Genomic DNA, 26,013 nt, shown 5'->3' on the forward strand with positions numbered 1-26,013 from the left:
TGTTTAGCTGTTTTTTCTTTTTCCTATTAATTTTGTTACAGAGAGCATTGTAATTGGTAAAGAATGATTCTTTCTAAATGCTAAATATTTACCGCTCCATGCTGGTTTATATTTTTCTTTAAAATGACGTAGCCCGCTGAAGCTATACGTATAACGAACATTATTAAAGATGGCAGCAGCAACTCGTTCGGACCAAAAAGATTGTGTCGATAAACCTACATTTGAAAGTGGTGCCATACCAATATTAAAGGAGTGGTATTCATTTTCTTTTGCCCACTGGAATAGGTGGATGAAAATTGCATCCATAATGCCGCTAGGTGCATCTGGATAATAGCGCATTAAATCAACAGACAATGATCCGTCTTGATATACGGGCATAAAGGTTGTAAATGCAATGATTTTTCCATCAGCATCACATAATGTAGCGATAGGTGCTCGGCTAATATATTCACGATCAAAGTATCCGAGTGAAAAACCTTTCTCTTTTTTTCCGCCGAGCCACGCATCTGAAACTTTTCTTAACTCTTCAAATAATTCGTTTGAGAATGGTGGCTGATGAATAGAGAATGTATAGCCTTCTCGTTCGAAACGGTTGAAAGTCGCTCGCATACCGGCTCGTTTTTTTCCTGTTATTGTAAATGTGTTCAAATCAACGACAGCTTCTTCACCAAGTTTAAAGAAGTTGTAACCAAAATCATGATATAAACTCATCCATTTACTTTCTATTTGGTAGAATACACAAATGTATCCAAATCGATCAGCCTCAGCTAAAAACTCTTGTAACACAGTACGGTAGGAGGAAGGATCACCAATTGGATCACCTAGCACAACGAGACGTTTTCCAGTTATAGAGAAGAGAAGGAGCGCTTTCCCATCACTACTGAAGAAAAATTGTTTATCTCCTAAAAATCCTAAATGACTAAGTACATTACCATCATGTTCATCTAAAAAGTTTTGCAACCTTTTATCATTAGCTGGTTGCCCGGGAAATTCATTTCGATAACGATTGGCAATGAGTGAGCCAATCAGTAAAAATGTAGGAACGAAAAAGGCAGCTGCTAATGCACTTCGTTTCACTTGCGTAATATTACGAACGACAAAATCAGGTTTAAAAGCTTCTTTTGCACCTGCAAATAAAATACCTAAGTTTTTATATAAATATAAAGTTATGAGTAAGAATATAAAAACTTTTACCATATCAGAAAGTGAGACTTCCATTTTCTCGCGTACAAATCTTTTACGAAGCATATATAATACAGCGAGTACGATTAATAAAATAAACGTCTCTTCAATATCAATCCCTTTTAGCGTATTAAAGATGGCTGCTCCGATTAAAGAAATAATCGTCATATAGTAAGAACGCTTTGTTCCATAATATATCCCTCGCGAAAGGATCAGGAGGAGAATACCAAATGTTAGTGATAAGCTAAAAGAAAATTGAATAAGATGTTTTGGAGCTAGAATATGTAAGGCATGTGCTCTGTTTATACTTGTCGGTAGAATGGTCGATAAAATAACCATTAATCCAGCAAATACTGTTAAAGCAGCAGAGGCCCATGAACCTAGTTTTCCTAGAAAATCACGCTGCAAAGTCCATATAACACCAGTTGTTTCTAATGCAGGCGCAATAAAAGGTTTATCTTCAAACTTTTTAATGGCCACGCCTGTCATTTCAAAAGCTGCAAAAATAAGACCAAGGCAGAAAGGTAAAATATAATAGACGAGGCGATATAATAACATAGCAGGTAGTAATACGCCTGTATCAATGCCGTATTGTCCGAGCCCAGTTAAAAAGACAAGATCAAATGAACCAAGTCCACCAGGAACGAGACTAACAACACCAGCTAAAGCAGCAATTACATACACACCTAAAAACTTTTGAAATTCGATATCGATACCAAATAATATTAGTATGACGTACATAACAATACCGGCAGATACCCACTCAACTAATGAAACTAATGAGTATAAAACAGTTGGATTTTTTTCTTCTTCCCCTTCTTCTTGCCCTTCGGTTTGCTTTGGTTTTCTATTTTTTAGTTTAGAAAAGCCAATGTATATAGGGACGAAAAGGGCGAAGAAAATAAGAACAGGCCATAGCCACGGTTTTTCATGCAAAATAAAACTTGTGTCTAATATTCCAATAAGACCGAGGAAAGAAAGAATTGCGAGTCCGTTAATAAAAGCAGTTGTCATCCAGGCGATACTTTTAATAAGTTTGCCATTTTCTTTTATGTATGGACGATAAAGCATTGTGCGTACACCAGCTCCAACGAGACCACCAAACCCAATAAATCCATTTAAAGTATTAGCAATCCATGAGATACGAAAAATCTTTTGGACTGGTATATCAGCTTTTAAATAACGAAGCATAACATAGTCATAAAAGAACATTGTTGATACGGCAAATGCACCAAGTGTAATTGCTAAAAAGACTCCTCCGGTTGGAATGTTTTTAATTGTATTGATTGCTTCTAAAAAAGAAATGCCTGCTAATTCTTTTTTTGCTTGAAAGAATACAATTGTTAATACAACAAATGGGAAGATAATTTTCCCGATTTGTAAGAAACGTTTCCATGAAAACGACATAAATACAACTCTCCTTGTATAAGAAAACTGAGACAATAATATTATTATGACAAACTTCAAGAAAAATAAAAAGGTAAATTCCTGTATAGAGAAGCTATTTTTTATATGGGTCATATTTAAAAGAGTATTTCGTTTGTCAGAAAATTAAGTTAAAATGAATTGAAAGAAGGAAGAGAGGGGAAGTAGATGATTATTATAGGTTATGCGGGATATGAGTTAGAGAAAGCGAAACCTAATACATCAGAAGATTTCTTTAATAAATCTGAAGTGACATATATATTAAATAATAAAGAGAGAACTTTTTCCGTTTTATACGTTCGATATTTTGAAGAAGTTTTACAAGAAATTACTCCTTTTGAAGGAAATCCAGTATGTAAAGTAGAAGAACAAGACATATATTTACGGGATATTGTAGCGATATGTTGTTTACTGAAAGAGAATGAGCATCGCATGCAAAAACGTTTATATTTAAATAATATAGAAGCATTCCAACAATATTTTGATGAGGAAACAGTGGTGAAAGTACAAGAAATATTAGCTGAATTACATAAAAATAAAAGAGTAGAAATAGCGTGAAATGGCAAAGGAGAGGGAAAAAATGTCTAATCTAATGGTTGAAAATCAAACAGAACAAGTTTCTATGTTTTTAGAAGATGTTATTACTTTAATAACCAATTATGTAAATTATCATACGTTGCCTTCTTTATTAGAAGAAAAACCAGCAGGGAACGAGCAATATTATAAAGGGTTATTAGCATCAATAAGACGTCTTCTCGTTTTTTGTGAAGAAGGACATGATGCATGTTTTGTTTTGTTAAATAGCCAGCCATTTCGAAAAACAGCAGCTGAGAAAATTTTATATAAAATTTATCATCAAGTAATTGCAGAGTTTTTCTCACCAAAGAGTGATCATTGGTATGAAAATAGTCGGTCTGCCTATACTGGGAAGAACTCCATCGTTTTTCAACAAACGCCACCAGCATCTATAGAGCAAGTGATGAAGAGTTTAGAAGGAAAATTTCAATTGATGCGTGAAGAACTAGAATATTATGAGACGGATTACCAAACAAAGATGTTACACAAATATTAATTGCGAAAAAGAAGCTAAGGGGACTTAGCTTCTTTTCCTTTTGTACAGTTATATAAGGGATTTCCTTTGAATATATTTATGGGGATAGCATTAAGGAGGTGTAACATGAGTCAGCAAGGTGTATTTACAGATTACTTTCATGAAGTAGAAAGCTGGTGTGAAAGTGTTCTTCACGTATTAGATAGCCGTGCAATGGAAGTGTATGATGTCCATATGCTTGCTTATAAAATTCAAACGTTATTAGATCGTATGAAAGAGCATGAGTATGATACAGATGCAGAGTTTATGTATGAAATAAGTGATGATGTAGAACATATTCAGCATCATTTGCAGGAAGTATTCGTGCAAGGAGAAGAGGAATATGAACTATATGAAAGAGGGGATAGTGAACGAGCTGTTCCAATTGGAGGGCATACACTTCCACCATTACCTTATCCGTATAATGCGTTAGAACCGTATATTTCTAGAGAAATTATGATGTTACACCATGATAAACATCATCGCAGTTACGTGGAAGGGTTAAATAAGGCAGAGAAAATGATGGAAGAAGCGAGAAAAACAAATCAATTTGATTTAATTAAGCATTGGGAAAGAGAAGCGGCTTTTCATGGATCAGGTCATTACTTACACACGATATTTTGGAATAACATGAAAAAAGAGGGTGGCGGAAGTCCAAGAGGGGCTCTTTCACAACAGATTGAACAAGATTTTGGGAGTTTTTTACGTTTTCAAAAACATTTCACAGAAGCAGCTTCTAAAGTGGAAGGATCAGGCTGGGCGCTTCTCGTTTGGGTACCACGATCTGGAAGATTAGAAATTTTGCAGAGTACACTTCATCAATTATTTACACAATGGGATACGATACCGCTCCTCGTGCTAGACGTGTGGGAACATGCGTATTATTTACAATACCAAAATCGAAAAGATGAATATATTAAAAACTGGTGGAATGTTGTAAATTGGCCTGATGTAGAAAAAAGATTTGAAAGTGCGAAACAAATTGAATGGACACCGTATTAGACGCAGGTTCTCTGCGTCTTTTTTATTAGAAGGAGAAAGAGATTTCGTTCATATTTTAAAAGGCCAAGCATACACTTGTACAAAAAGTGCCAAAAGGACGTGGGGGGAAATATGAGACGAATTTGTGTAATAATCACGCTTCTTATTATGTGCGCAAGCGTTATACCAATTCCTACATATGCAAAGATGAACAGTAATGTCAGTGCTCGAAATGCTGTATTAATGGAGCAACAGTCCGGTCGTGTATTATACGGAAAAGCAGAACATGAGCCACAAAAAATTGCTAGTATAACAAAAATTATGACAGCCTTGTTAGCTGCTGAATCAGGAAAAATGAAAGAAATGGTATCGGTTAGTAATGAAGCGGTGAGAGTAGAAGGATCAGCAATTTATTTAAAGCCTGGACAGAAAGTGAAGTTAGAGGATTTAGTATACGGACTCATGCTTAGATCTGGTAATGATGCAGCACAAGTAATTGCTGAAAATGTAGGAGGAAGTATAGAAGGGTTCGTATATTTAATGAATGAAAAGGCGAAACAAATTGGAATGAAAGATACTCACTTTTCAAACCCACATGGTTTGGATGGAGATGGATCCCATTATTCATCAGCCTATGATATGGCACTTTTAACAAAGTATGCAATGGGGAACGAAACCTTTAAGAAGATTTTTGGGACAAAAACGTATAAATCAGATTCGTGGGATTATCCGTGGAAAAACAAACATAAACTCGTGACATCTTATTATGAATTTGCGACAGGAGGAAAAACAGGTTTTACGAAGAAAGCAGGACGGACACTTGTTACAACAGCATCAAAAGATGGACTAGATCTAATTGTCGTAACTTTGAGCGCTTCTAGTGATTGGGATGATCATATGAATTTATTTGATAAAGGTTTTGAACGTTTCAAGCAAACGAACGTTGTAGGACAAGGAGCTCTTGCTGAAATAACTGAAAAGAAATATGCCAATCATGTATATACAAAAAATAGTTTTGCGGTGCCATTAACTGAGCAGGAAAGAAAGAATGTCGTATTAAAAGTTGAACTTGATAAAAGTGCAAAACTTAAAGATGGAGTAAAGGTTGGGAAGACGGAAATTTATGTTGGCAATGAGAAAGTTGGAGAACGGAATTTATTTTATAGTAAACGAAAGTTAGTAGCTACAACGGGAATGTATTGGAATAATGTGAAAGAAATTTTTTCTCATATGATAGGTGTTGGGAGCGATGGTTAATCTCGTATGGGTAGCGATGGCAGTCATAGGGATTGTATATGCCATGATAAATGGAACGATGGAAGCAATAAATAAAGCCGTATTTGACGGAGCAAAAGATGCAGTAACAATTTGTATAGGACTTATTAGTGTATTAGTATTTTGGCTCGGTTTAATGAAAATTGCAGAGGAAGCAGGGTTGTTAAAAAAGTTAGTGTCACTTTTTATGCCGATAGTAAAAAGGTTGTTTCCAGAAATCCCGAAAGACCATCCGTCAATGGGATTTATTTTATCGAATATGATGGCGAACTTTTTTGGGTTAGGTAATGCAGCAACCCCACTTGGTATTAAAGCGATGGAACAATTGAAAGAGTTAAATGGAGGGAAGGATTCGGCGAGCCGTTCTATGGTGACGTTTCTCGCATTAAATACATCAGCGATTACTTTAATTCCTACTACTGTCATTTCGATTCGAATGACGTATGAATCAGCGAATCCTACTGAAATTGTTGGGGTAACATTCATTGCACAAGTACTCTCTATGATCGGAGCGATTTGGATTGACCGCTATTTTTACCGAAGAAGGAGTAGGAAGGGGCGGAAAAAATGAGCATTGTAAATACGATATCATTATGGGTAATCCCTTGTGTAATCGGTTTTATCCTTTTATATGGCACGATAAAGAAAGTGCCGACGTATGAATCGTTCGTTGAGGGGGGAAAAGAAGGGATTCAAATTGCGATCTCTATTTTACCGTTTATGGTTGGAATGCTTGTATCTATTTCGATTTTTCGGGCGTCTGGAGCGTTAGATGCAATGATATCAGTAATGAAGCCGATGTTAGATTTAATTCATGTCCCAGCAGAAATTGTTCCACTAGCACTTATACGCCCTATTTCAGGCTCTGCTGGTTTAAGTATTACGACCGATTTAATTGCCACATATGGGCCAGACTCGTTTATTGGAAGATTGGCTTCTACGATGCAAGGGAGTACAGATACGACTTTTTATATTTTAACAGTATACTTCGGAGCTGTTGGAATTAGAAAGATGGGAGATGCATTAAAAGTAGGACTTTTTGCCGATTTAATCGGGATTATTTGTTCAATTGTGTTTGTTTCTTTAATGTTTAAGTAAGGCGGCTATTCATTTTTTATGCTATTTCGCTTATAATACGTATACGACCACTATTAAGGTGTTGCTTAATAGTGGTTTTTTTATGCGGTATTTTTGACAAAATGATGAACTTTTATTGTGAGCAATATGAAGAATATGGACAATAATAAAAGGTAAAAACATGATTTGCCCTTTATATGTTTATTATCATCGCTATGTTGTTTAAGTAAGATGAAGCGAATAGCCGTCAAGCGTATGCGGTTGCCAAGTCTTTCTAATGTAAGGTAAGATAAATTCGAGGTGAAAAAAAGAAATGGAACGATTACAAAAAGTGATTGCGCAAGCAGGTATTGCATCGAGAAGAAAGGCTGAGGAATTAATTCAGCAAGGAAAAGTAAAAGTGAATGGAAAAATAGTGAAGGAGTTAGGAACAAAAGTAACTCCTCAAGATAAAGTAGAAGTAAATAACATCCCTCTTGAAAAAGAAGAACCTGTTTATTTTTTACTATATAAACCAACTGGCGTAATTTCAAGTGTATCAGATGATAAAGGAAGAAGTGTTGTAACAGACTTTTTCCCTGAAATTAGACAACGTTTATTCCCAATCGGACGCTTAGATTATGATACGTCTGGCGTATTATTGATGACAAATGATGGGGAATTTGCAAATGTATTAATGCATCCGAGATATAAAGTTGAAAAAACGTATGTTGCAAAAATTAAAGGGCCATTAACAGGTGAGAAAATTCGCATGTTAGAACGAGGTGTTGCATTAGAAGATGGGAAAACAGCACCAGCACAAGTGAAAATTATTTCTTGGGACAAGCGTAAAGAAACTGCGATTGTACAATTAACGATTCATGAAGGACGTAATCGTCAAGTACGCCGCATGTTTGAAGCGTTAGATTGTAAAGTAGTGAAACTAAAGCGTGAACGTTACGCCTTTTTAGAAGTGGGTAGCTTGCGACCTGGTGATGCGAGAGAATTGTCACCACATGAGGTGAAACAATTACGTGCATTGGCTTCTACAAAGCCGCGCTAACCGATAGTGTGAAACTTTCACCAGTGGAATGCTCCGCTGGTGATTTATTAAAAAATACATATATTTATCACTCGTCGAAGAGAGGGGAGACAATATGAAAAAAAATCGCTTATTATTTCGTGTTATTATTCTACTCATTTTATGCGGTGCTGTAGGATTTACACTTTATCAAGGATATTTCACTAAAGAAGAGAAAATGCAAATCGGAAAAGAAGCACCTAATTTTGTTGTAACAGATTTAGAAGGAAAGAAAATTGAATTAAAAGATTTAAAGGGAAAAGGTGTATTTTTAAACTTTTGGGGCACTTGGTGTAAACCGTGTGAAAAAGAAATGCCTTATATGAACGAATTATATCCAAAGTATAAAGAAAAAGGCGTTGAAATTATTGCGTTAGATGCAGATGAAACGGATATTGCTGTTAAGAATTTTGTGAAACAATACGATCTTAAGTTCCCAGTCGCAATTGATAAAGGTGGAGAAATTATAAAAACGTATGGAGTAATACCGTTACCAACAAGCTTCTTGATTGATAAGGATGGTAAGGTGATTCAAGAGATTAAAGGTGAACAAACGATAGAACAATTGGAAGAGTATTTAAAGAAAATTACTCCGTAATAAAGAAAGCCTTTACATACGAGGCGCTTACCTATAGCGTCTTTGATTTAAAAATTCTGAGTATTGCGGTAACTTGAGGGTAGAATATACAATAGTACATATAGATATAGGGGCGGTGAGAGTGTTGAAAGAAATTAAGTGTGAATGTGGACATGTGAATCCGATAGGAACTGTTTTTTGTGAAGCATGTGGGAAACCATTTGAAAGCAATGAAAATATAAAACTATTGGATATGCGTTATGAGGGGAGTGCTCGGAGATCTCTCACACAAACAAAAACGATAGTCGATAAAATTTGGAGCTTTTTCTCTTCTGTAAAAGTGGGTGTATGGCTCATTGTAATCACTTTAGCTGCATCAGCAATAGGAACTATTTTTCCGCAAGAAATGTACATAACTCCAGGAATTGCACCAGCTGAATATTATAAGCAAGAATACGGATTTTTAGGGCAACTATACTATCAATTAGGATTTAATAATTTATACGGTTCATGGTGGTATATGATTTTAATTGCTTCAATTGGTATTTCACTTGTGATATGTAGCTTAGACCGTGTCATTCCACTTTATAAAGCTTTAAAGAAGCAAGGGGTGAAAAGACACCCTAGCTTTTTAAAGAGACAAAGATTATACGGTACTGGTACACCGCAAGATGGTGATCTTGAAAGAGTGCAAAAGAATTTAAAGAAAAGAAACTATAACGTGAAAGTGGAAGACGGAAATATTTTGGCGGAAAAGGGACGGTTTTCACGCTGGGGTCCATATGTGAATCATATCGGTCTCATTATCTTTTTATTCGGTGCAATGCTCCGTTTTTTACCGAGTATGTACGTAGACGAAGCCCTTTGGTTACGTGACGGTGAAACGAAAGAAATACCAGGAACGGATGGTCAATACTATTTAAAAAACGAGAAATTTATTAAGGAAGTTTATGATAAAAGTAAGGACAAGGAAGTTTTTGATGAAGCGATTGATCGTGTAGGCGATAAAATGATTGCGAAAAACTTCCAAACGAATGCTGTATTATATAAAGCGGTCGGCGAAAATATAGCAGGACAAAAACCGAAATTAGAAAAAGTAAAAGAAGCGCAAATTCGAGTGAATGAACCGCTGAAATTTGATCAATTTGCTATATATCAAGTGGATTACAAAGAAAGTGAATTTAAAAGCATGTCATTCCATTTGCAAAACAAAGAAAATAATCAAAAGTGGGGACCGATTAAAGTAGATTTAACGAATCCTACAGAAAAATTTGATTTAGGAAATGGTTATTCTTTAGAACTATTAAGCTATTTTCCAGATTTTTATTTTGATGAGAGTGGAAGACCAAATACGAAAACGAAATTACCAAACAACCCTGCATTTGTGTTTAAAATGTTTACGCCTGAAACACCAGATGGTGAAGTGAGTTTTGTTGGTATTCAGCAAAATATAGAACCTGATGGAAATAATAAATATAAAATGTCGTTTGCAGGTGTGGAAATGCAAAATGCAACGGCACTTACTGTAAGGAAAGATTTAACGCTTTGGATTCTCGGTATTGGAGGATTTATATTTATGGTGGGTGTCATTCAAGGGATGTATTGGAATCATCGCCGTATTTGGATACAACGCGTTAATGATGAATGGTGGATTGCAGGACACACGAATAAAAATTGGTTCGGTTTAAAGAAAGATATTGAAAGAGTACTAGAAGGTACGGCAATTCCGCAGCCAAGCGATAAAGTAGTGGATAAAAAAATTAGTTAAGGTGGGGAAACGATATGGTGCAAATAAGTAGTAACTTTCTCTTTACCGCATTTATTTTATATTTAATTGCAACTCTATTTTTCGGGGGAGCAATTAAAGAAAAAGGTCATAAATGGGCAAATATAGGAATAACGATTACAATTTTAGGGTTTATTGCACAAACAGTATATTTTGTTACAAGATGGATTGCATCAGGACATGCACCAGTTAGTAACTTTTTTGAATTCGGTACATTTTTCGGCATGATGCTTGTCGGAGCATTTATTGTCATGTATTTTATGTATCGCGTAAGTATAATCGGACTTTTTGCATTACCAGTTGCACTTTTATTAATTGCCTATGCAAGTATGTTTCCGAGGGAAATATCTCCGCTTATTCCTTCTTTAAAAAGTAATTGGTTGCATATTCACGTGACGACTGCAGCAGCAGGACAAGCAATTTTAGCAATTAGTTTTATTACGGGCGTTATGTATTTATTGAAAAATGTAGACCAATCAACGAGAACCAAACGTACATTTTGGTTAGAAACGGTAGTGTTCACACTTGTTTGTACAGTTGGTTTTATTGGAGTGACAACGTTATTTTCTAGTATGAAATATGAAGCAAAGTTTCAATGGATTGATAAAAATGAACAACAAGTGGAAATGAAGTACAATCTTCCAGCTTTAGTAGGACCGCACGAAGGAAAGTTATTGACAGAAAATAAATTAGAACCGACAGTTGAAGTTCCAGCGATTGTAAATGCGAAAAAATTAAATACTGTTATTTGGTCAGTGTTAGTTGGGACATTACTTTATATTGTATTAAGACTTGTTTTACGCAAACGAGTATCGGCAGCACTTCAGCCGTTAGTAAAGAATACAAATAGTGATTTACTGGATGAAATCGGATATCGTTCTATTGCAATTGGATTCCCGGTTTTCACATTAGGTGCATTAATTTTTGCCATGATTTGGGCTCAAATAGCGTGGACACGTTTTTGGGGTTGGGATCCAAAAGAGGTTTGGGCGCTTATTACTTGGCTTTTTTATGCGGCGGTATTACATTTACGCTTATCAAAAGGGTGGCACGGAGAGAAGTCAGCGTGGTTAGCGGTAATTGGTTTTGCAATCATTATGTTTAACTTTATTGTAGTAAACTTAATTATCGCGGGTTTACATTCATACGCATAGAGAAATAAAATAGGAGAGTGAATGTCACTTTCCTATTTTATTTTTGTCAATTTTTCTTCTTTTTTGAGAAAAACATGACAAAGTAGCGGTTGATTTTGTAAAATGATGTCGAGGACATTATATCCTGTTCAAAAAAAATACATAGTTTTGGAAAAAAATTGAACAAACTTTATTATTCTTGTGAAGCATAATATGGGAAGTGAAACATTTAGAAGATTGCTTAAATAAACGAGAATAGTGCAACATACTAGTGTAGAAGGGTAGGTGTAAACCGTTGTGGTAAAAGTACGCAACGGGTAGAAATGGAAAATGAATCAAGAATTTTAATTGTAGACGATGAGGATCGTATTCGTCGTTTGTTGAAAATGTATTTAGAAAGAGAACAATATACAATTGAAGAAGCGGACAATGGCGATACAGCTTTAGAAATGGCGTTACAAAATGATTACGATTTAATCCTATTAGATCTTATGATGCCAGGTAAAGATGGTATTGAAGTGTGTAAAGGGGTTCGTGAGAAGAAAGCGACGCCAATTATTATGTTGACGGCAAAAGGTGAAGAAGTAAACCGAGTACAAGGGTTTGAGGTAGGAACTGATGATTATATTGTGAAACCATTTAGCCCACGTGAAGTAGTGCTTCGTGTGAAAGCGGTCTTACGCCGTTCTGTACCAACAACGTTCTTTACACAAGATACAACGACAAAAGATGTTACTGTGTTCCCTCATTTAACAATTGATAATGATGCACACCGTGTTACAGCAGATGGTAATGAAGTAAACTTAACACCGAAAGAGTACGAATTACTATTATTCTTAGCGAAAGCGCCTGATAAGGTATTTGATCGTGAGCAATTGTTAAAAGAAGTATGGCAATATGAATTCTTCGGAGATTTACGTACAGTTGATACGCATGTAAAGCGTTTACGTGAGAAGTTAAGCAAAAAATCACCAGATGCTGCGAAGATGATTGTTACCGTTTGGGGCGTAGGTTACAAATTTGAGGTTGTGAACGACTGATGCTTTGGAGAAGTGTAGTAGGGAAGTTATGGATGACTATATTACTTCTCGTTTCGTTTGTGCTCGGATTTGTTGCGATTTTACTTTCACAGTTTTTTAGAACATATTATGTTGATATGAGTGAAGCTAGGCTTCAAAAAGTTGCAACAAGTGTTTCAGAGTTAATTGAAGAAGGTGCCGATGTAAAAACGATTGAGAATATCGCGTACAAATTCTCTGATCCACTTTCAAGGATCATTATTGTAGAAGATGGTAAAGAAATATCTTCTTCGCCGAAACAAGAAGGATTAGTCACTCTTACAATGGATGATTTGAAAGAAGACAAAGAATTAGCGGCTGTTTTTACAGACAAAAAAGAAATTAAGAATAACATTAGAAAAGCCTCTAATAGTAGAAAGAATAAAAACACTGAAAATGATATTATGATTGTCGGAAAACCAGTGCATTCAAAAAATCAAAGTGCAGTGTTCGTATACGAATCTTTACAAGTACCAATACAAGGTATGGAGAGAACGACTGATTTTATATTCTTATCAGCAGGGATTGCGATTATATTAACAACGTTCTTTGCATTCTTCTTATCTACTCGAATTACAGCACCACTCCGTAAAATGCGTGAGGTTGCTTTTGAGGTCGCGCGTGGGAAGTTTGATGCGAAAGCACCTATGGTATCTCAGGATGAGATTGGTGAGCTTGCAACGGCCTTAAATCAAATGGGGAAACAGTTGAAGTTTAATATGAATGCCCTGCAGCAAGAAAAAGAACAGTTAGCTAGTATTTTAAGTAGTATGGCAGATGGGGTTATTACGTTAAATCAAGAAGGTGAAGTCGTTGTAATTAATCCGCCGGCTGAACATTTCTTACAAGTTTGGCAAGAGGAAAAGGAAGTAGAGCTCAGTAAAAAACTACCTTCTGAACTTGTTGAACTATTCCATCTCGTTGTAGAAAGTGAACAACAACAAGTGGTTGAAATTAATTTACAAAAAGGGAATTATGTAGTTCTTATGACGCCGCTTTACAACCAAACGAAAATTCGTGGCGCTGTAGCTGTATTACGTGATATGACGGAAGAACGCCGTCTTGAGAAGATGCGTCAAGACTTTATTGCGAACGTATCACATGAACTTCGTACACCGATGGTAATGCTTCAAGGGTATAGTGAAGCGATTTTAGATGATATTGTGCAAACGAAAGAAGAAATTAATGAGTTTGTTCAAATTATTTATGATGAATCCGTTCGTTTAGGTAAACTTGTAAATGAACTATTAGATTTAGCGCGTATGGAAAGTGGTAATGTAGAGTTACATATAGGTGAAGTTGATATTCATCCTTTCGTTGAAAAAATAGGTCGTAAATTCCAAGGAATTGCAAAGGATAAAGAAGTCGCATTAACGGTTGATTTCCAGAATCCAATTGAACAATACCCGTTTGATGCAGATCGTATGGAACAAGTATTGACGAATTTAATTGATAACGCAATTCGTCATACGAATGCAGGCGGACATGTAACGCTTGTAATTAATACGAAAAATAATGGTCTTACTTTTGAAGTACAAGATTCGGGCGCTGGTATTCCAGAAGAAGATATTCCATTTTTATTTGATCGTTTCTACAAAGCTGATAAAGCAAGAACACGTGGGAAAAAAGGTGGAACGGGGCTCGGGCTTGCGATTGCAAAAAATATTGTGCAAGGCCATGATGGTAAAATTGCTGTTTCAAGTGTTGTTGGAGAGGGAACTACATTCTCTGTATATTTACCGAATCGTATAATTTAGATATGCGTTTTTAAAGTTGATAATGAATAAAGTTCTACTGTTTTTTATTTTTTTGTAAAATCAATTAAATAAATAATAGTAGAACTTTTTTTCTATCTTAGTCGAATGAAGAATAGCAAGAGGGGTGTCGTGAAGCGATGAAATTATATACGAAAACAGGAGATAAAGGGACAACAAGTGTAATAGGCGGCAGAGTGGATAAAGATAATATCCGAGTTGAAGCATATGGCACGATAGATGAGGCGAATTCTCATATTGGATATGCAATGACTAAGCTACAAGGCGGATCTTTTGGAGATATTTACAATGAACTTGAAAATATTCAACATGAACTATTTGATTGCGGGGGAGACTTGGCGATAGTAGAGGGGAAAATTCCTTATAAAGTAACGGTTGAAATGGTTGAAAGCTTAGAAAGAAGGATTGATTCGTATATAGAAGAAGCACCGCCGTTAGAGCGTTTTATTTTACCAGGTGGAAGCGAGGCGGCAGCTGCTATTCATATTGCACGTACAGTTGTAAGGCGAGCAGAACGATGTGTAGTGTCCTTGCAAAAAGAAGGGAAAATAAATGAAGTTGTTCTAAAGTATGTAAATAGATTATCTGATTATTTGTTTGCGGTAGCTAGAGTAATAAACGCTCGATTACAAGTAAAAGATGTGGAGTATAATCGCAGTGCAATCGTTTTTCGTGATAAAAAAGAGAAGGAAGTGGAGTGATTCACTTTCTTTTTTTGTATACTTTTTTCTGTAATATACCAAAATAGAGAAGGTATGGTGTTAATTAGAAAACGGAGGATGTATATGAAAGTGTTAAAATGTAGCATCATGTTATTGACGGTATTGTTTTTATCTCAATTACATGTGTACGCAGAGGGAAATCAATGGACATGGCCTGTTGAAGGGCAGATAAGTGATTATTTTGGGACAAGGCATGGAAAACACTACGGTATAGATATAGCAGCACCGATTGGCACGCCTGTGGCAGCTATTCAAGAAGGTAAGGTAACAAAGTCTTATTATTCAAGTAGTTATGGAAACGTTGTATTTATTAAACATGGAGAATATGAGGCTGTGTATGCGCATTTAAATAAGAGATATGTAGTTCAAGGGGATTATATTTCAAAAGGAGAAATAATTGGAGAAGTAGGAAATACAGGAGAATCGAGAGGTGCACACTTACATTTAGAAGTTCATCAAGGAAGATGGACGATGGCGAAAAAGAATGCGATGAATCCATTGCTTGTTCTAAATGAACAGAGAAATGAAGTTGTGTCCTCATCCTTATATGTCGTCCAAAAAGGGGACACTTTAGTTAGTATTGCACGGAAATTTAGTATGTCAGTTAAGGAAGTTAAAGATAAAAATGGACTGCAGCAAGATCGGATTTATCCAAATCAACAATTATACGTAAAGTAAAAAAAGAGCTAGTTAAACTAGCTCTTTTTTTTACCAAAAAATAAAGACACATATAAATCCAGAAATAGCTAAGTAGCTATATAAGTAAAATACTTTCGTTCTTGTTTTTTCGTTCGTTCGAAATAGTACAATAGTCGGTTCAATTAAACCGATTGTCAAACAAAGTAAACCAAGAAGCATACAACCGATTGAAATGGAGTACAGGGCGATTTGTGGTGCTTGAAATGGAATCATCCATTTTAATAAAAATGCAATAAGTGCAGTGTAGCAAATGCTGCCGATGTATTTATTCAACGGTGCATTAGAACGGAACCCTGGAAGTTTTTTTAAGAAAGAACGGGAAACAACTTCAGTTTGTAAAGATGTGTGCTCTTCAATTATTTTTTGAGCTTCTTTTCCTTTTTGGAAAAGGGATAATATCCAGTTTCGCTCACCTTGAAAAATAAATTGAGAAGTTGTCAAATAATGATCCACCTTCACTTTATTCCAACTCTTCCATGGGTGACGCTCACACAGTTTTAATTTACTCTCTGTTTTTTTATCATACTGATAAATACTGATGCCATCTTCATCGAAAGCAGCATAGTATGTCTCGCTTGAGAATGTGCCTAAATCAATTGGACAGTAGAAAAGTAATTCTTTTTTTAAGTAAAAGTATTCTTTTCTTAAGTTTTTTTTCATTGCTTCTCGAATAGAGTGTCTCTTTTCTTTTTTCATGACATTTCCTCCATAATCCAGAAAATGTTCTTATCTTAACAATTCAACATCTTATCACTTTTCATTATATATGACTAGGGGATTCATAGGGGAAATGCCGAATACTAAAAAATCTGGGGTGTATTGTAAAATATAGTAATTGGTTTTAATTATATAAAATTAATAACTTATTTTTAATAAGTTACACTTTTTTTGTTCACAATACGATTATGTTGTTGTATAATAAAGTGGAAAATAGAATATCGGTCTATCTTCGGGGCAGGGTGAAAATCCCGACCGGCGGTGATGAACTATATGTGATTTTGTTCTAAGCCCGCGAGCCGTTAAGGCAGGATTTGGTGTGATTCCAAAGCCGACAGTATAGTCTGGATGGGAGAAGATGGAGGTTCAAGCGTTCAAAAAAGATATGGATTTGAACGTCTGTTTGATGTGCCTTAAATTCTCCCTTTGTGTAAAACACAAAGGGTTTTTTCGTTCTATGAAAAAGTAGGCATAGCAGAACCTTTCCACTTTCCATGAGATGATCGATGGAAAAGGAGAGAGAAAGATGAAACAAAAAAACAGTGTAGTGCAGATGGTGAGTGTAGCGATGCTAAGTAGTATTGCATATTTACTGATGATGTTGGATTTCCCGTTTCCAGGGCTTCCGCCATTTTTAAAAATTGATTTTAGTGATGTACCAGCTCTAATTGCGGCAATTATTTTCGGGCCAGTTGCAGGGATAATTGTAGAGGCGATAAAGAATATTTTACATTACGGGATTCAAGGGAGTTTAACGGGAGTGCCAGTTGGAGAAATTGCTAACTTTATTGCAGGATGTTTATTTATTGGACCGGCAGCTTTCTTATTTAGAAAGTATCGTACTGTTAAGAGTTTAACGACAGGATTAATGCTAGGGACAATTACAATGGCGCTCATTATGAGTGTATTAAATTACATCATTATATTCCCAGCTTACACTTGGTTTTTAAATTCACCAGCTATGTCTAGCGAGGCTATAAGAACAACGGTTGTAACGGCAATCTTACCATTTAATTTGATTAAAGGAATTGTTGTGACAATTGTATTTGTAGCGTTATTCTCACGCCTGAAAGTATGGGTGTTTGCAAAAATGAAAAATGCATAAAATATAAAATAAAACCATTAGTAGTATGGAACTACTAGTGGTTTTTTATTAAGTAGAATGAAAATAGAAAACAAAAAATATCCCTCATATGAATGAGGGATATTTTTTGAAGTTAATAAAAGACTATTCGAATTTTAAAGAGTCGCCATCAAATGATTCATCAGCAACTTTAATTGAGTCAGTTGGACAACCTTCGAATGCATCCATCATATCTTCAATTAATACATCTGGAATTTCAACGATACCTTGGTTATCGTCTAACGTTACAAATGCAATACCTTCATCATCATAATCATAAATGTCTGGTGCAGCAGCGCCGCAAGCACCACATGCGATACAAGTATCTTTATCAACGATTGTATATTTTGCCATCTTTTTTCCCTCCTGATAATATGTATGTGAAAAGCTCGCCATAAAAATTATAACCTTATTGTAAAACGGTTTTTAAAACTTTTCAACATAAAATTATAATGATAATCCTTATCAATTAGAGTGTCAACTAATTTTTGCATTATGTCATAAGATTTTCAAAATACGTAAATGTTATTTCGTTTGGTACAATATACTATATACAAGTACATAGTGCCGATATGATAAATTTAATGAGTAAGTGCAATCATACTAAAAAGTAATTAAGCTAGATTGAAAGGTGGAAGCGGTAATGCAACTACAATATACTTTATTGTATTGTTTAAAACAATTGAATGGTGAAAGGACCGTTTCTTCTATTTATTATTTATTAAAAGGAAAACGATCTTCGCAAACGTTACAAGATGGAAATATGTTCCGAATTTCATTTTTGTTTGGAATATATAAATCGTTAAATAGAACAGACTATGATCGTGAAGTTGCAAAGTTGTTGCAAGCAGATTTGATTCGAGAAATACATGAAAATACATATTTGTTAACATCTAAAGGTAAAATGCAGTTACATACATGGGAGGAAGTGTATGCTTTTCCTGCGCATTTACATGGTTTACACTATGGTGAATTAGGTGAAACATTTTGGAAACGATTATCATTAATTATTCAAACTATATCTAATTTACAACAGAATAATACGAAGTTTATTCCCATTCAACAAGATACAGAAATAATGATGTGGGTAAAACGTTTTTTAACAGGTATACCATATAGGCGAAGTGAATTGGCTAAAAGATTATGGAAAGAAATACATAATCTTTTAGGAAAAGGTGATGTGGTAGAAGCGACGATTGTAACATATAGATTAACAGGATATGAACGTATCGGTTGTACATTGCAGCAATTAGCGGAAATTACGAAACAAGATATATTCCGGGTGTATTTTTTATTTTGGGGTACAATTCACTTCTTTATACAAGAAGTTCACGATAAAGAAAATGAATTTCCGCTATTAGCTGAGATTATCTCTTATCCAAATGAGAGAGCTGATTTATTTAGTTTATCAACGAAAAAAACATATAATTTTTGGAGACAAGGACGCTCTTTAGATGAAATAGCGACAATTAGAAATTTAAAGGTTGCAACGATAGAAGATCATTTTGTTGAAATTGCTTTGCGGGAAAAAGAGTTTTCAATCGAGATGTTTATGGAAAAAGACAAAATAGATAAAGTAACAAAAGTAATTGAGGCATTACAAACACGTAAGTTGCGTGAGTTGAAACAAGCGGTTGGAGAGGGTATTTCTTATTTTGAAGTTCGTCTTGTATTGGCGCGGATGGAGGGTATAAATGAAGCTTGAGGAATATTTATATAGATGGTTTGGATATTCTGAATTTCGTACAGGGCAAAAAGGGGTCATTACAGATTTATTAGAAGGAAAAGATGTTATAGCAATGCTCCCGACTGGAAGAGGGAAGTCTATGTGCTATCAACTTCCAGGGCTAATGCAAGAAGGAACCGTGCTTGTTGTATCACCATTATTATCTTTGATGGAAGATCAAGTTACACAATTAAAGTATGTTGTGAAAAACCGAGTAATAGCATTTAATAGTTTTCGGACATTACATGAAAAAAGAGAAGCGATGAAAAAATTAGCTTCATATAAATTTATTTTTGTTTCACCAGAGATGTTGCAGTCGGAAGTGTTAATAAGAGAATTGAAGAAAGTTCATATTTCATTATTTGTTGTGGATGAGGCTCATTGTATTTCACAATGGGGTTATGATTTTAGGCCAGACTATAAAAAACTAAATGTAGTCATTGAAAATATCGGGTCTCCTACGGTGCTAGCATTAACGGCAACAGCGACAAAAGATGTACTCCGAGATATAGCAGAGAGTTTAGATTTGAAGAAAGTGACGCAGCATGTATACTCTATTGATCGTCCAAATATTGCGATGGAAGTACAATTTGTGGAGACGATAGAAGAGAAGAAAGAAGCGCTTTTGAACCAGGTGATGTATTTACAAGGGCCAGGGATTGTATATTGTTCAAGCAGAGCGTGGACAGAACGTTTAACGGAGTATTTAAGAGGAAAAGGCGTGACTGGTGTCGCTTTTTATCATGGTGGTATGGAACATGAAGAGCGTATGTTAATTCAACAGCAGTTTATGAATGACCAGTTGCAGCTTGTAATATGTACAAGTGCTTTTGGTATGGGAGTAAATAAGTCGAATACGAGCTATATTATTCATTTTCATTATCCGACTAATATAGCTTCCTATTTACAAGAAATCGGAAGAGCTGGAAGAGATGGTGAACCGAGTATAGCTATCTTACTATGTAGTCCGTTAGATCACGATTTACCAATTTCGATAATTGAAGATGAATTGCCAAGTCAGTCGCAAATACAATTTTTATTCTCTTTACTACAAGAAAGAATGTTTCAAACGAAAGAATTACCAATAGAAGAGGTAGAAGAAATTTGTTATAATGCAGCAAGATTTAATGAACAATATTGGCGTTTCATCCGCTATCACCTTGAACAGCTTGGAATCATACAACAGCGAAAATTAAAATTAGAGAGCTTGTCAGATGAAATTATGAACAGATTAATAGCTGAAGTAGAAATAAGGCTACGTAATAAATATAGTGAGCTAGAAAACATGAAGTCGTGGATACAAGTGAAAGAATGTAGGCGTGAATATTTGTTACAACAGTTCGGTTATAGAAAAGAGAACGAGTTGAAAAATTGCTGTGACTATTGTGGTATTACAAAAACAGATTATAAAAAAAGACAAGCGGAACAATCGGATTTCGACTATAATTGGGAAACAGAGTTACAAAAGCTTTTCGGTCTAGAAAAGATGGGGGAATGATGAACATTCAAAGGCATAATATTGAAGATATGAGTCCGAAAGAAATAAGGCTGAATCTGTATATCACACAGTTCATTATTATCGGTATCGGTTGTTTACTAGCATATGTATTATTCCGAGATATAAAATCGGTGTATAGTCTGTGGAAGTGGGAACCGGTGTCTATACTTATAATAGGTGGCTTGTTGGCGATTGGTATTGTGTTATTAGATTATGTTGCAATGCGAGTATTTCCAGAGTCTTGGTTTGATGATGGTGGTATTAACGATAAGATGTTTCAAGGAATGTCAGTTATGCACCTACTCGTTATTACGTTCATTATCGGCTTTGCAGAAGAATTTTTATTTAGAGGTGTAGTGCAGACGCACTTTGGAATTGTAATAGCGAGTTTAGTATTTGCAGTGTTACATATTCGGTATATAACAAAGCCATTTTTGTTTTGTTTCGTCTGTTTCATTAGTTTTGTCTTTGGTTATGTGTTTGAATGGACAGGAAATTTGTTTATAACAATCTTTGCACACTTTCTTGTTGATTTTATAATGGGACTCCAATTAAGAAAATAAATGTAAGGTGGTGGTGAACAACATGAGAAAACGAATTCCTGATTTCGAAGAGGAATTAGAAGTTGAGCGAGTGGAAGAAAAAGAAAGTTTACCGCCGCGTAGTGAAATTCATAGAAATAAAGAGAAAAAAGAAAAGTTTAAAATGAATCATATTTTCGTCCGAGTTTTAACATTTCTATTCATATTACTACCAATTAGTATCTTATGGTATACAGATAAATATATTCAGGTGAAAAGTGATGGTAATAACGCTGGGAAAAGTGCGTTTGAGGTCATTTTCTTTGATTCAGCTAAATCTGAGTCTGAGGCAACATCTGAGAAAGTAGTAACGCATACGGTAAAAGAAGGAGAAACTTTAGAAAGTATAGCGAAGCAATATTTTTCAGATGAAACTGGGATTGAAGTGATTAAAAAGTATAATGATTTACAAGAAGATGAAGTGAATGTAGGTCAAGAAATAAAAATTCCGATAAAAGATAAGTCCGCAAAGCAGGATAGCTAGTAACATACCTACTATAAAAGCTGAGGATTATCTTTATGCGGAAGGGAGTGAAAATATATGATATGGATTATCTTATTAAGTGCTCTCATATGTATTGGTATTATATTTCTTCTTGTAATGTATACAGAAGCGATGCGTAATACTGTGTTAGAACATACTTTACTTTTTAAAGAATTTCCGAAAAGTTTTCAAAAAGTAAAGGTGTTTTTTATTTCTGATATTCATAGAAGGGTCATTTCAAGTTCGTTAATTGAACAAGTAAAAGGAAAAGTAGACCTTGTAATTATTGGCGGTGATTTAGCGGAAAGAGGCGTCCCTTTATCGAAAATTTCTGCAAATATACAAAAGTTAAGAGCGATAGCTCCTGTATATTTTGTGTGGGGAAATAATGATTATGAGATTGAATATCATGAATTAGATGCTTTGTTATTAGAAAATAATGTGAAAGTTTTAGACAATACAAGAGTTGTATTTGAGTCTGAACTAGGAGAAAAAATTTGTTTGCTCGGTGTAGATGATGTTGGTTTGAAGCGTGATCGTTTAGATTTAGCTTTGGCTGATTGCAAAGAAGATGGTTTTCGCATATTAATTAGCCATAACCCTGATATAATAAATAAAATGTCTGGAAAAGAACAAATTTCACTTGTGTTAAGTGGACATACACATGGAGGACAGATTCGATTATTCCCATCTAAAAAATATTTAAAAGGTGGCGTATATAAGCATTCAAATATGACTCTTTTTGTTAGTAATGGGTATGGAACAACGTTGATTCCACTTCGCTTCCGAGCACCTGCTCAAACACATATTATTACGTTATGCGGAGGGAAATGATGCCAACTCTAAACGGGAAATATAACATAAAAGCTGTTTCCAATATAATTGGAATTCAGCCGAGTACGCTTCGTGCATGGGAAAGACGATATCAAATTATTGCCCCAATGCGGAATCATGCGGGGCATCGATTATATACAGAAGAGCATATTCAAATTTTGAAATGGTTAATGGACAAGGTTTCTTCCGGCATGATGATTGGACAAGCAGTTCAATTATTAGAAGGGAATCGTTCGCAGAGTAATGTTCAAAAAGAAATACATTACGATAGAGAAGTTGTTTTAGTGGACGATTTACTGCAAGCTTTGTTAAAATTTGATGAAATTACAACTTCTGCATTGTTAAACGAGGCTTTCAGTATTTATGCAACAGAAAAAGTCATAGCAAGTATTGTTCTTCAAGTGTCAAATAAATTGTTAACGTTAAAAAATAATAATGAAGTTACAATGGTGCAATTCCAATATGTCGTATCATTTTTACAAACTCGTCTAGGAATGGTGTATCATAATGCATCATCATTTTCTTCTATACACAAAGTTGTTGTGTTAGAAAATAATATGTTGAAAGGGTTTGTTTTCTCAACGTATTTACGCTTAAAAGGATATGAGGTGATATATATTAGGTCAAGCTTAGCGGAAGATGGTATTTTGTTAGCTGTTGAGAAAATACAACCTACATATGTAGTAGTCTCTTTTGATGAGGAACGAGAACTTAAGAACGCGATGAAAGACATGAATTTGTTGCAAGAAAAAAGTGAGAAACTTTCTGTTGGGTTTATAGGAGAAATAGGTGCTCGAGATCAGTTGAACATTCAAACATGCCTAATTGGTGATACGAAAGAAGAATGGGATGATTGGTTAAAAATGTTAGAATAGTTGTTCGAAAAGAACCATCTATTTTCTATTTCATATAATAAAAATTATATTCATTGGTTACGTAGGGAGGGTATGAGATGAGGCTGGAACGATTAAATTACAATAAGATAAAAATTTTCTTAACATTTGATGATTTATCTGAACGAGGATTAACGAAAGAAGATTTGTGGAGAAATGCACCGAAAGTACAGCAATTATTTCGTGATATGATGCAAGAAGCAAATAAGGAACTAGGGTTTGAAGCGGATGGCCCGATTGCAGTTGAAGTATTTTCTCTACAAGCGCAAGGAATGGTCGTAATTGTAACGAAAGAACATCAAGATGTGGATACAGATGATGAGTTCCGTGACGAGTTTATTGAAATGCAAGTGACTCTAGATGAAAGCGAGCATATACTGTATGAGTTTGCTACACTAGATGACGTAATTAACCTGTCGAATCGTTTATATAACCTTGATGTAACTGGCGGAAAACTATATACGTGGGATGGGCGTTTCTATCTTTGGGTGGAAGAAGAGGAGCAAGTTCAATTACTGAAGGCAGATTTTATAGCTATTTTAGCGGAATATGGTAATCCGTCTACAGCAACTATTTATCGTCTAATGGAGTATGGTAAAGAATTAATGGCTTCTCAAGCGATTGAACAAATACACAATTACTTTGTGAAAAAACAAAACCTTAGCTAATATAACAAAGCTAAGGTTTTGTTTTTTATTTGGAGAAACCTAAAATGTTGGTCTGAAAATGTCAAAACGATTAATGGTATAGCGGGAATCATAAATATTTGGGCGCTCTTTACTATACTTAAAAATATCTTCTTAAGTTGTTATATATAAGTAAAATAAAAAATATTTAAATATTTAAGTATTTTACTTTTCTAAAAGCAATAAAAGGACTATAATGATAGTGAAAACGCTTGCAACAGGAAATAGTTTGTATATATTTGTTAGCGTTTTCTATTGCATTCCAAATTTAACGGTGTATACTAGGCAATGAAGGTTTACTAAACAAGTGAAATTACAGGGGGTTTACTTACTATGGTAGCCGAAAAGGGAACTCAAACAAAAACACAACAACAAAGGGAACAACATTTTGAACTATTGAATTCGACACAAATTGTTATTAGTGAAGCATTAGAAAAATTGGGTTATCCAAACGAAGTATATGAATTATTAAAAGAACCAATTCGTATGATGACAGTGAAAATACCAGTTCGTATGGATGACGGGACTGTTAAAATATTTACAGGATATCGTGCACAACATAATGATGCTGTTGGTCCAACGAAAGGTGGAATTCGCTTCCATCCGAATGTAACAGAAAATGAAGTGAAAGCACTTTCAATCTGGATGAGCTTAAAATGTGGTATTGTTGATTTACCATACGGTGGAGGTAAAGGTGGAATTATCTGTGACCCACGTGAAATGTCATTCCGTGAGTTAGAAAGATTAAGCCGTGGTTATGTACGAGCAATTAGCCAAATCGTAGGACCGACGAAAGATATTCCAGCTCCAGATGTATTCACAAACTCTCAAATCATGGCATGGATGATGGATGAATATAGCCGTATTGATGAATTTAATTCACCAGGATTTATTACAGGTAAGCCACTTGTATTAGGTGGATCACATGGACGTGAAACAGCAACGGCGAAAGGTGTAACAATTTGTATTCGCGAAGCTGCAAAAAAACGCGACATTGATATTAAAGGTGCACGCGTTGTTGTTCAAGGATTCGGTAATGCTGGTAGCTTCTTAGCTAAATTTATGCATGATGCAGGCGCGAAAGTTATTGCAATCTCGGATGCTTACGGTGCATTGCATGATCCAAACGGATTAGATATTGATTATTTATTAGACCGTCGTGATAGCTTCGGTACAGTAACAAAACTATTTAATAATACAATTTCAAACAAAGAATTGTTAGAACTTGATTGCGACATTTTAGTTCCAGCTGCAATTGAGAACCAAATTACAGAAGAAAATGCTAATAATATTAAAGCAAAAATCGTTGTTGAAGCTGCAAATGGTCCAACAACATTAGAAGCAACTAAAATTTTAACAGATCGCGGAATTTTACTTGTTCCAGACGTATTAGCAAGTGCTGGCGGTGTAACAGTATCTTACTTTGAGTGGGTACAAAATAACCAAGGTTACTACTGGACTGAAGAAGAAGTAGAACAACGTTTAGAAAAAGTAATGGTAAGATCATTTGATTCTATTTATGAAACAGCACAAGTTCGTAAAGTGAACATGCGCTTAGCTGCGTATATGGTCGGTGTTCGTAAAATGGCTGAAGCAAGTCGCTTCAGAGGTTGGGTATAATATTATATCGT

26 protein-coding genes and 1 riboswitch are annotated in these 26,013 nt (G+C 35.1%); of the genes, 23 read left to right on the top strand and 3 right to left on the bottom strand.

The window, feature by feature from the left end; translation table 11 throughout:
- Positions 1 to 3: 3 nt before the first annotated feature.
- Positions 4 to 2,589, bottom strand: a complete 2,586-nt coding sequence (gene mprF / locus ABH961_RS02690) for a bifunctional lysylphosphatidylglycerol flippase/synthetase MprF (protein ID WP_048541887.1) — start codon at positions 2,587 to 2,589, stop codon at positions 4 to 6.
- A gap of 186 nt (positions 2,590 to 2,775) precedes the next feature.
- On the opposite strand from mprF, the gene ABH961_RS02695 reads away from it, so the two are divergent.
- The 14 genes from ABH961_RS02695 (at position 2,776) to ABH961_RS02760 (ending at position 15,819) form a co-directional block, all read left to right on the top strand.
- On the top strand, positions 2,776 to 3,165 hold the full coding sequence (locus tag ABH961_RS02695) for a hypothetical protein (protein WP_087985526.1): 390 nt from the start codon (positions 2,776 to 2,778) through the stop codon (positions 3,163 to 3,165).
- A gap of 22 nt (positions 3,166 to 3,187) precedes the next feature.
- Positions 3,188 to 3,679 (top strand): YpuI family protein, encoded by a 492-nt coding sequence (locus ABH961_RS02700; protein ID WP_000067570.1) that lies wholly within the window; start codon positions 3,188 to 3,190, stop codon positions 3,677 to 3,679.
- 105 nt (positions 3,680 to 3,784) lie between these two features.
- A complete protein-coding gene (locus ABH961_RS02705; RefSeq protein ID WP_404518847.1) occupies positions 3,785 to 4,699 on the top strand; it encodes a superoxide dismutase in 915 nt (304 codons plus the stop codon).
- Between the two features lie 111 nt (positions 4,700 to 4,810).
- Positions 4,811 to 5,935, top strand: a complete 1,125-nt coding sequence (gene dacB, locus ABH961_RS02710) for a D-alanyl-D-alanine carboxypeptidase DacB (RefSeq protein ID WP_116443083.1) — start codon at positions 4,811 to 4,813, stop codon at positions 5,933 to 5,935.
- Positions 5,928 to 6,524 carry a spore maturation protein SpmA gene (gene spmA / locus ABH961_RS02715; protein WP_000247806.1) on the top strand — a complete coding sequence of 199 codons (597 nt, stop codon included), beginning with the start codon at positions 5,928 to 5,930 and terminating at the stop codon, positions 6,522 to 6,524. Before dacB ends, spmA begins: the two co-directional genes overlap by 8 nt.
- On the top strand, positions 6,521 to 7,051 hold the full coding sequence (gene spmB / locus ABH961_RS02720; protein WP_000029511.1) for a spore maturation protein SpmB: 531 nt from the start codon (positions 6,521 to 6,523) through the stop codon (positions 7,049 to 7,051). The genes spmA and spmB overlap by 4 nt, the downstream gene beginning before the upstream one ends.
- Before the next feature lie 292 nt (positions 7,052 to 7,343).
- Complete coding sequence (gene rluB / locus ABH961_RS02725; RefSeq protein ID WP_000440552.1) at positions 7,344 to 8,072, top strand: 23S rRNA pseudouridine(2605) synthase RluB; 729 nt, start codon at positions 7,344 to 7,346, stop codon at positions 8,070 to 8,072.
- A 94-nt stretch (positions 8,073 to 8,166) separates the two neighbouring features.
- Entirely contained in the window at positions 8,167 to 8,688 is a 522-nt protein-coding gene (gene resA, locus ABH961_RS02730) for a thiol-disulfide oxidoreductase ResA (protein ID WP_000742201.1), read from the top strand.
- Between the two features lie 121 nt (positions 8,689 to 8,809).
- A complete protein-coding gene (resB, locus tag ABH961_RS02735; RefSeq protein ID WP_048541893.1) occupies positions 8,810 to 10,435 on the top strand; it encodes a cytochrome c biogenesis protein ResB in 1,626 nt (541 codons plus the stop codon).
- A gap of 14 nt (positions 10,436 to 10,449) precedes the next feature.
- A complete protein-coding gene (resC, locus tag ABH961_RS02740; RefSeq protein WP_048541895.1) occupies positions 10,450 to 11,607 on the top strand; it encodes a cytochrome c biogenesis protein ResC in 1,158 nt (385 codons plus the stop codon).
- Positions 11,608 to 11,909: 302 nt separating this feature from the next.
- Positions 11,910 to 12,626 (top strand): DNA-binding response regulator ResD, encoded by a 717-nt coding sequence (resD, locus tag ABH961_RS02745; RefSeq protein ID WP_000426862.1) that lies wholly within the window; start codon positions 11,910 to 11,912, stop codon positions 12,624 to 12,626.
- Entirely contained in the window at positions 12,626 to 14,401 is a 1,776-nt protein-coding gene (gene resE, locus ABH961_RS02750; protein ID WP_000964666.1) for a sensor histidine kinase ResE, read from the top strand. Before resD ends, resE begins: the two co-directional genes overlap by 1 nt.
- 137 nt (positions 14,402 to 14,538) lie before the next feature.
- The gene (locus ABH961_RS02755; protein WP_048541897.1) at positions 14,539 to 15,120 is read left to right on the top strand and encodes a cob(I)yrinic acid a,c-diamide adenosyltransferase; all 582 of its coding nucleotides are present in this window, start codon (positions 14,539 to 14,541) and stop codon (positions 15,118 to 15,120) included.
- Between the two features lie 84 nt (positions 15,121 to 15,204).
- Positions 15,205 to 15,819 (top strand): peptidoglycan DD-metalloendopeptidase family protein, encoded by a 615-nt coding sequence (locus ABH961_RS02760; protein ID WP_048541899.1) that lies wholly within the window; start codon positions 15,205 to 15,207, stop codon positions 15,817 to 15,819.
- Between the two features lie 30 nt (positions 15,820 to 15,849).
- Here ABH961_RS02760 and ABH961_RS02765 read toward each other — a convergent pair whose 3' ends face one another.
- Complete coding sequence (locus ABH961_RS02765; RefSeq protein ID WP_000711800.1) at positions 15,850 to 16,536, bottom strand: hypothetical protein; 687 nt, start codon at positions 16,534 to 16,536, stop codon at positions 15,850 to 15,852.
- Between the two features lie 245 nt (positions 16,537 to 16,781).
- Positions 16,782 to 16,921, top strand: a riboswitch (FMN riboswitch).
- A 162-nt stretch (positions 16,922 to 17,083) separates the two neighbouring features.
- Between ABH961_RS02765 and ABH961_RS02770 the strand changes: the two genes are divergently transcribed.
- Positions 17,084 to 17,662 (top strand): ECF transporter S component, encoded by a 579-nt coding sequence (locus tag ABH961_RS02770; RefSeq protein WP_000810851.1) that lies wholly within the window; start codon positions 17,084 to 17,086, stop codon positions 17,660 to 17,662.
- Positions 17,663 to 17,785: 123 nt separating this feature from the next.
- On the opposite strand, the gene ABH961_RS02775 is transcribed toward ABH961_RS02770, so the two are convergent.
- Positions 17,786 to 18,034, bottom strand: coding sequence for a ferredoxin (locus tag ABH961_RS02775; protein WP_001151994.1), 249 nt, complete (start codon positions 18,032 to 18,034; stop codon positions 17,786 to 17,788).
- Between the two features lie 289 nt (positions 18,035 to 18,323).
- On the opposite strand from ABH961_RS02775, the gene ABH961_RS02780 reads away from it, so the two are divergent.
- From ABH961_RS02780 to gudB, 8 genes are all read left to right on the top strand, one after another.
- Entirely contained in the window at positions 18,324 to 19,385 is a 1,062-nt protein-coding gene (locus ABH961_RS02780) for a YpbB family protein (RefSeq protein WP_048543574.1), read from the top strand.
- On the top strand, positions 19,375 to 20,904 hold the full coding sequence (locus ABH961_RS02785; RefSeq protein WP_098078687.1) for a RecQ family ATP-dependent DNA helicase: 1,530 nt from the start codon (positions 19,375 to 19,377) through the stop codon (positions 20,902 to 20,904). Before ABH961_RS02780 ends, ABH961_RS02785 begins: the two co-directional genes overlap by 11 nt.
- Positions 20,904 to 21,467: a CPBP family intramembrane glutamic endopeptidase gene (locus ABH961_RS02790; RefSeq protein WP_001025770.1), complete on the top strand. Its 564-nt coding sequence runs from the start codon at positions 20,904 to 20,906 to the stop codon at positions 21,465 to 21,467. The genes ABH961_RS02785 and ABH961_RS02790 overlap by 1 nt, the downstream gene beginning before the upstream one ends.
- 22 nt (positions 21,468 to 21,489) lie before the next feature.
- A complete protein-coding gene (locus ABH961_RS02795) occupies positions 21,490 to 21,969 on the top strand; it encodes a LysM peptidoglycan-binding domain-containing protein (protein ID WP_001231546.1) in 480 nt (159 codons plus the stop codon).
- A gap of 57 nt (positions 21,970 to 22,026) precedes the next feature.
- Positions 22,027 to 22,803: a metallophosphoesterase gene (locus tag ABH961_RS02800; RefSeq protein ID WP_098078684.1), complete on the top strand. Its 777-nt coding sequence runs from the start codon at positions 22,027 to 22,029 to the stop codon at positions 22,801 to 22,803.
- On the top strand, positions 22,803 to 23,678 hold the full coding sequence (locus ABH961_RS02805) for a MerR family transcriptional regulator (RefSeq protein WP_142330322.1): 876 nt from the start codon (positions 22,803 to 22,805) through the stop codon (positions 23,676 to 23,678). Before ABH961_RS02800 ends, ABH961_RS02805 begins: the two co-directional genes overlap by 1 nt.
- A 77-nt stretch (positions 23,679 to 23,755) precedes the next feature.
- Positions 23,756 to 24,364: a genetic competence negative regulator gene (locus ABH961_RS02810; protein ID WP_098078526.1), complete on the top strand. Its 609-nt coding sequence runs from the start codon at positions 23,756 to 23,758 to the stop codon at positions 24,362 to 24,364.
- 351 nt (positions 24,365 to 24,715) lie between these two features.
- A complete protein-coding gene (gene gudB / locus ABH961_RS02815; RefSeq protein WP_000225171.1) occupies positions 24,716 to 26,002 on the top strand; it encodes an NAD-specific glutamate dehydrogenase in 1,287 nt (428 codons plus the stop codon).
- Positions 26,003 to 26,013: the final 11 nt, after the last annotated feature.

This window comes from Bacillus sp. RC251, assembly GCF_044908765.1.
GTDB lineage: Bacteria > Bacillota > Bacilli > Bacillales > Bacillaceae_G > Bacillus_A > Bacillus_A wiedmannii.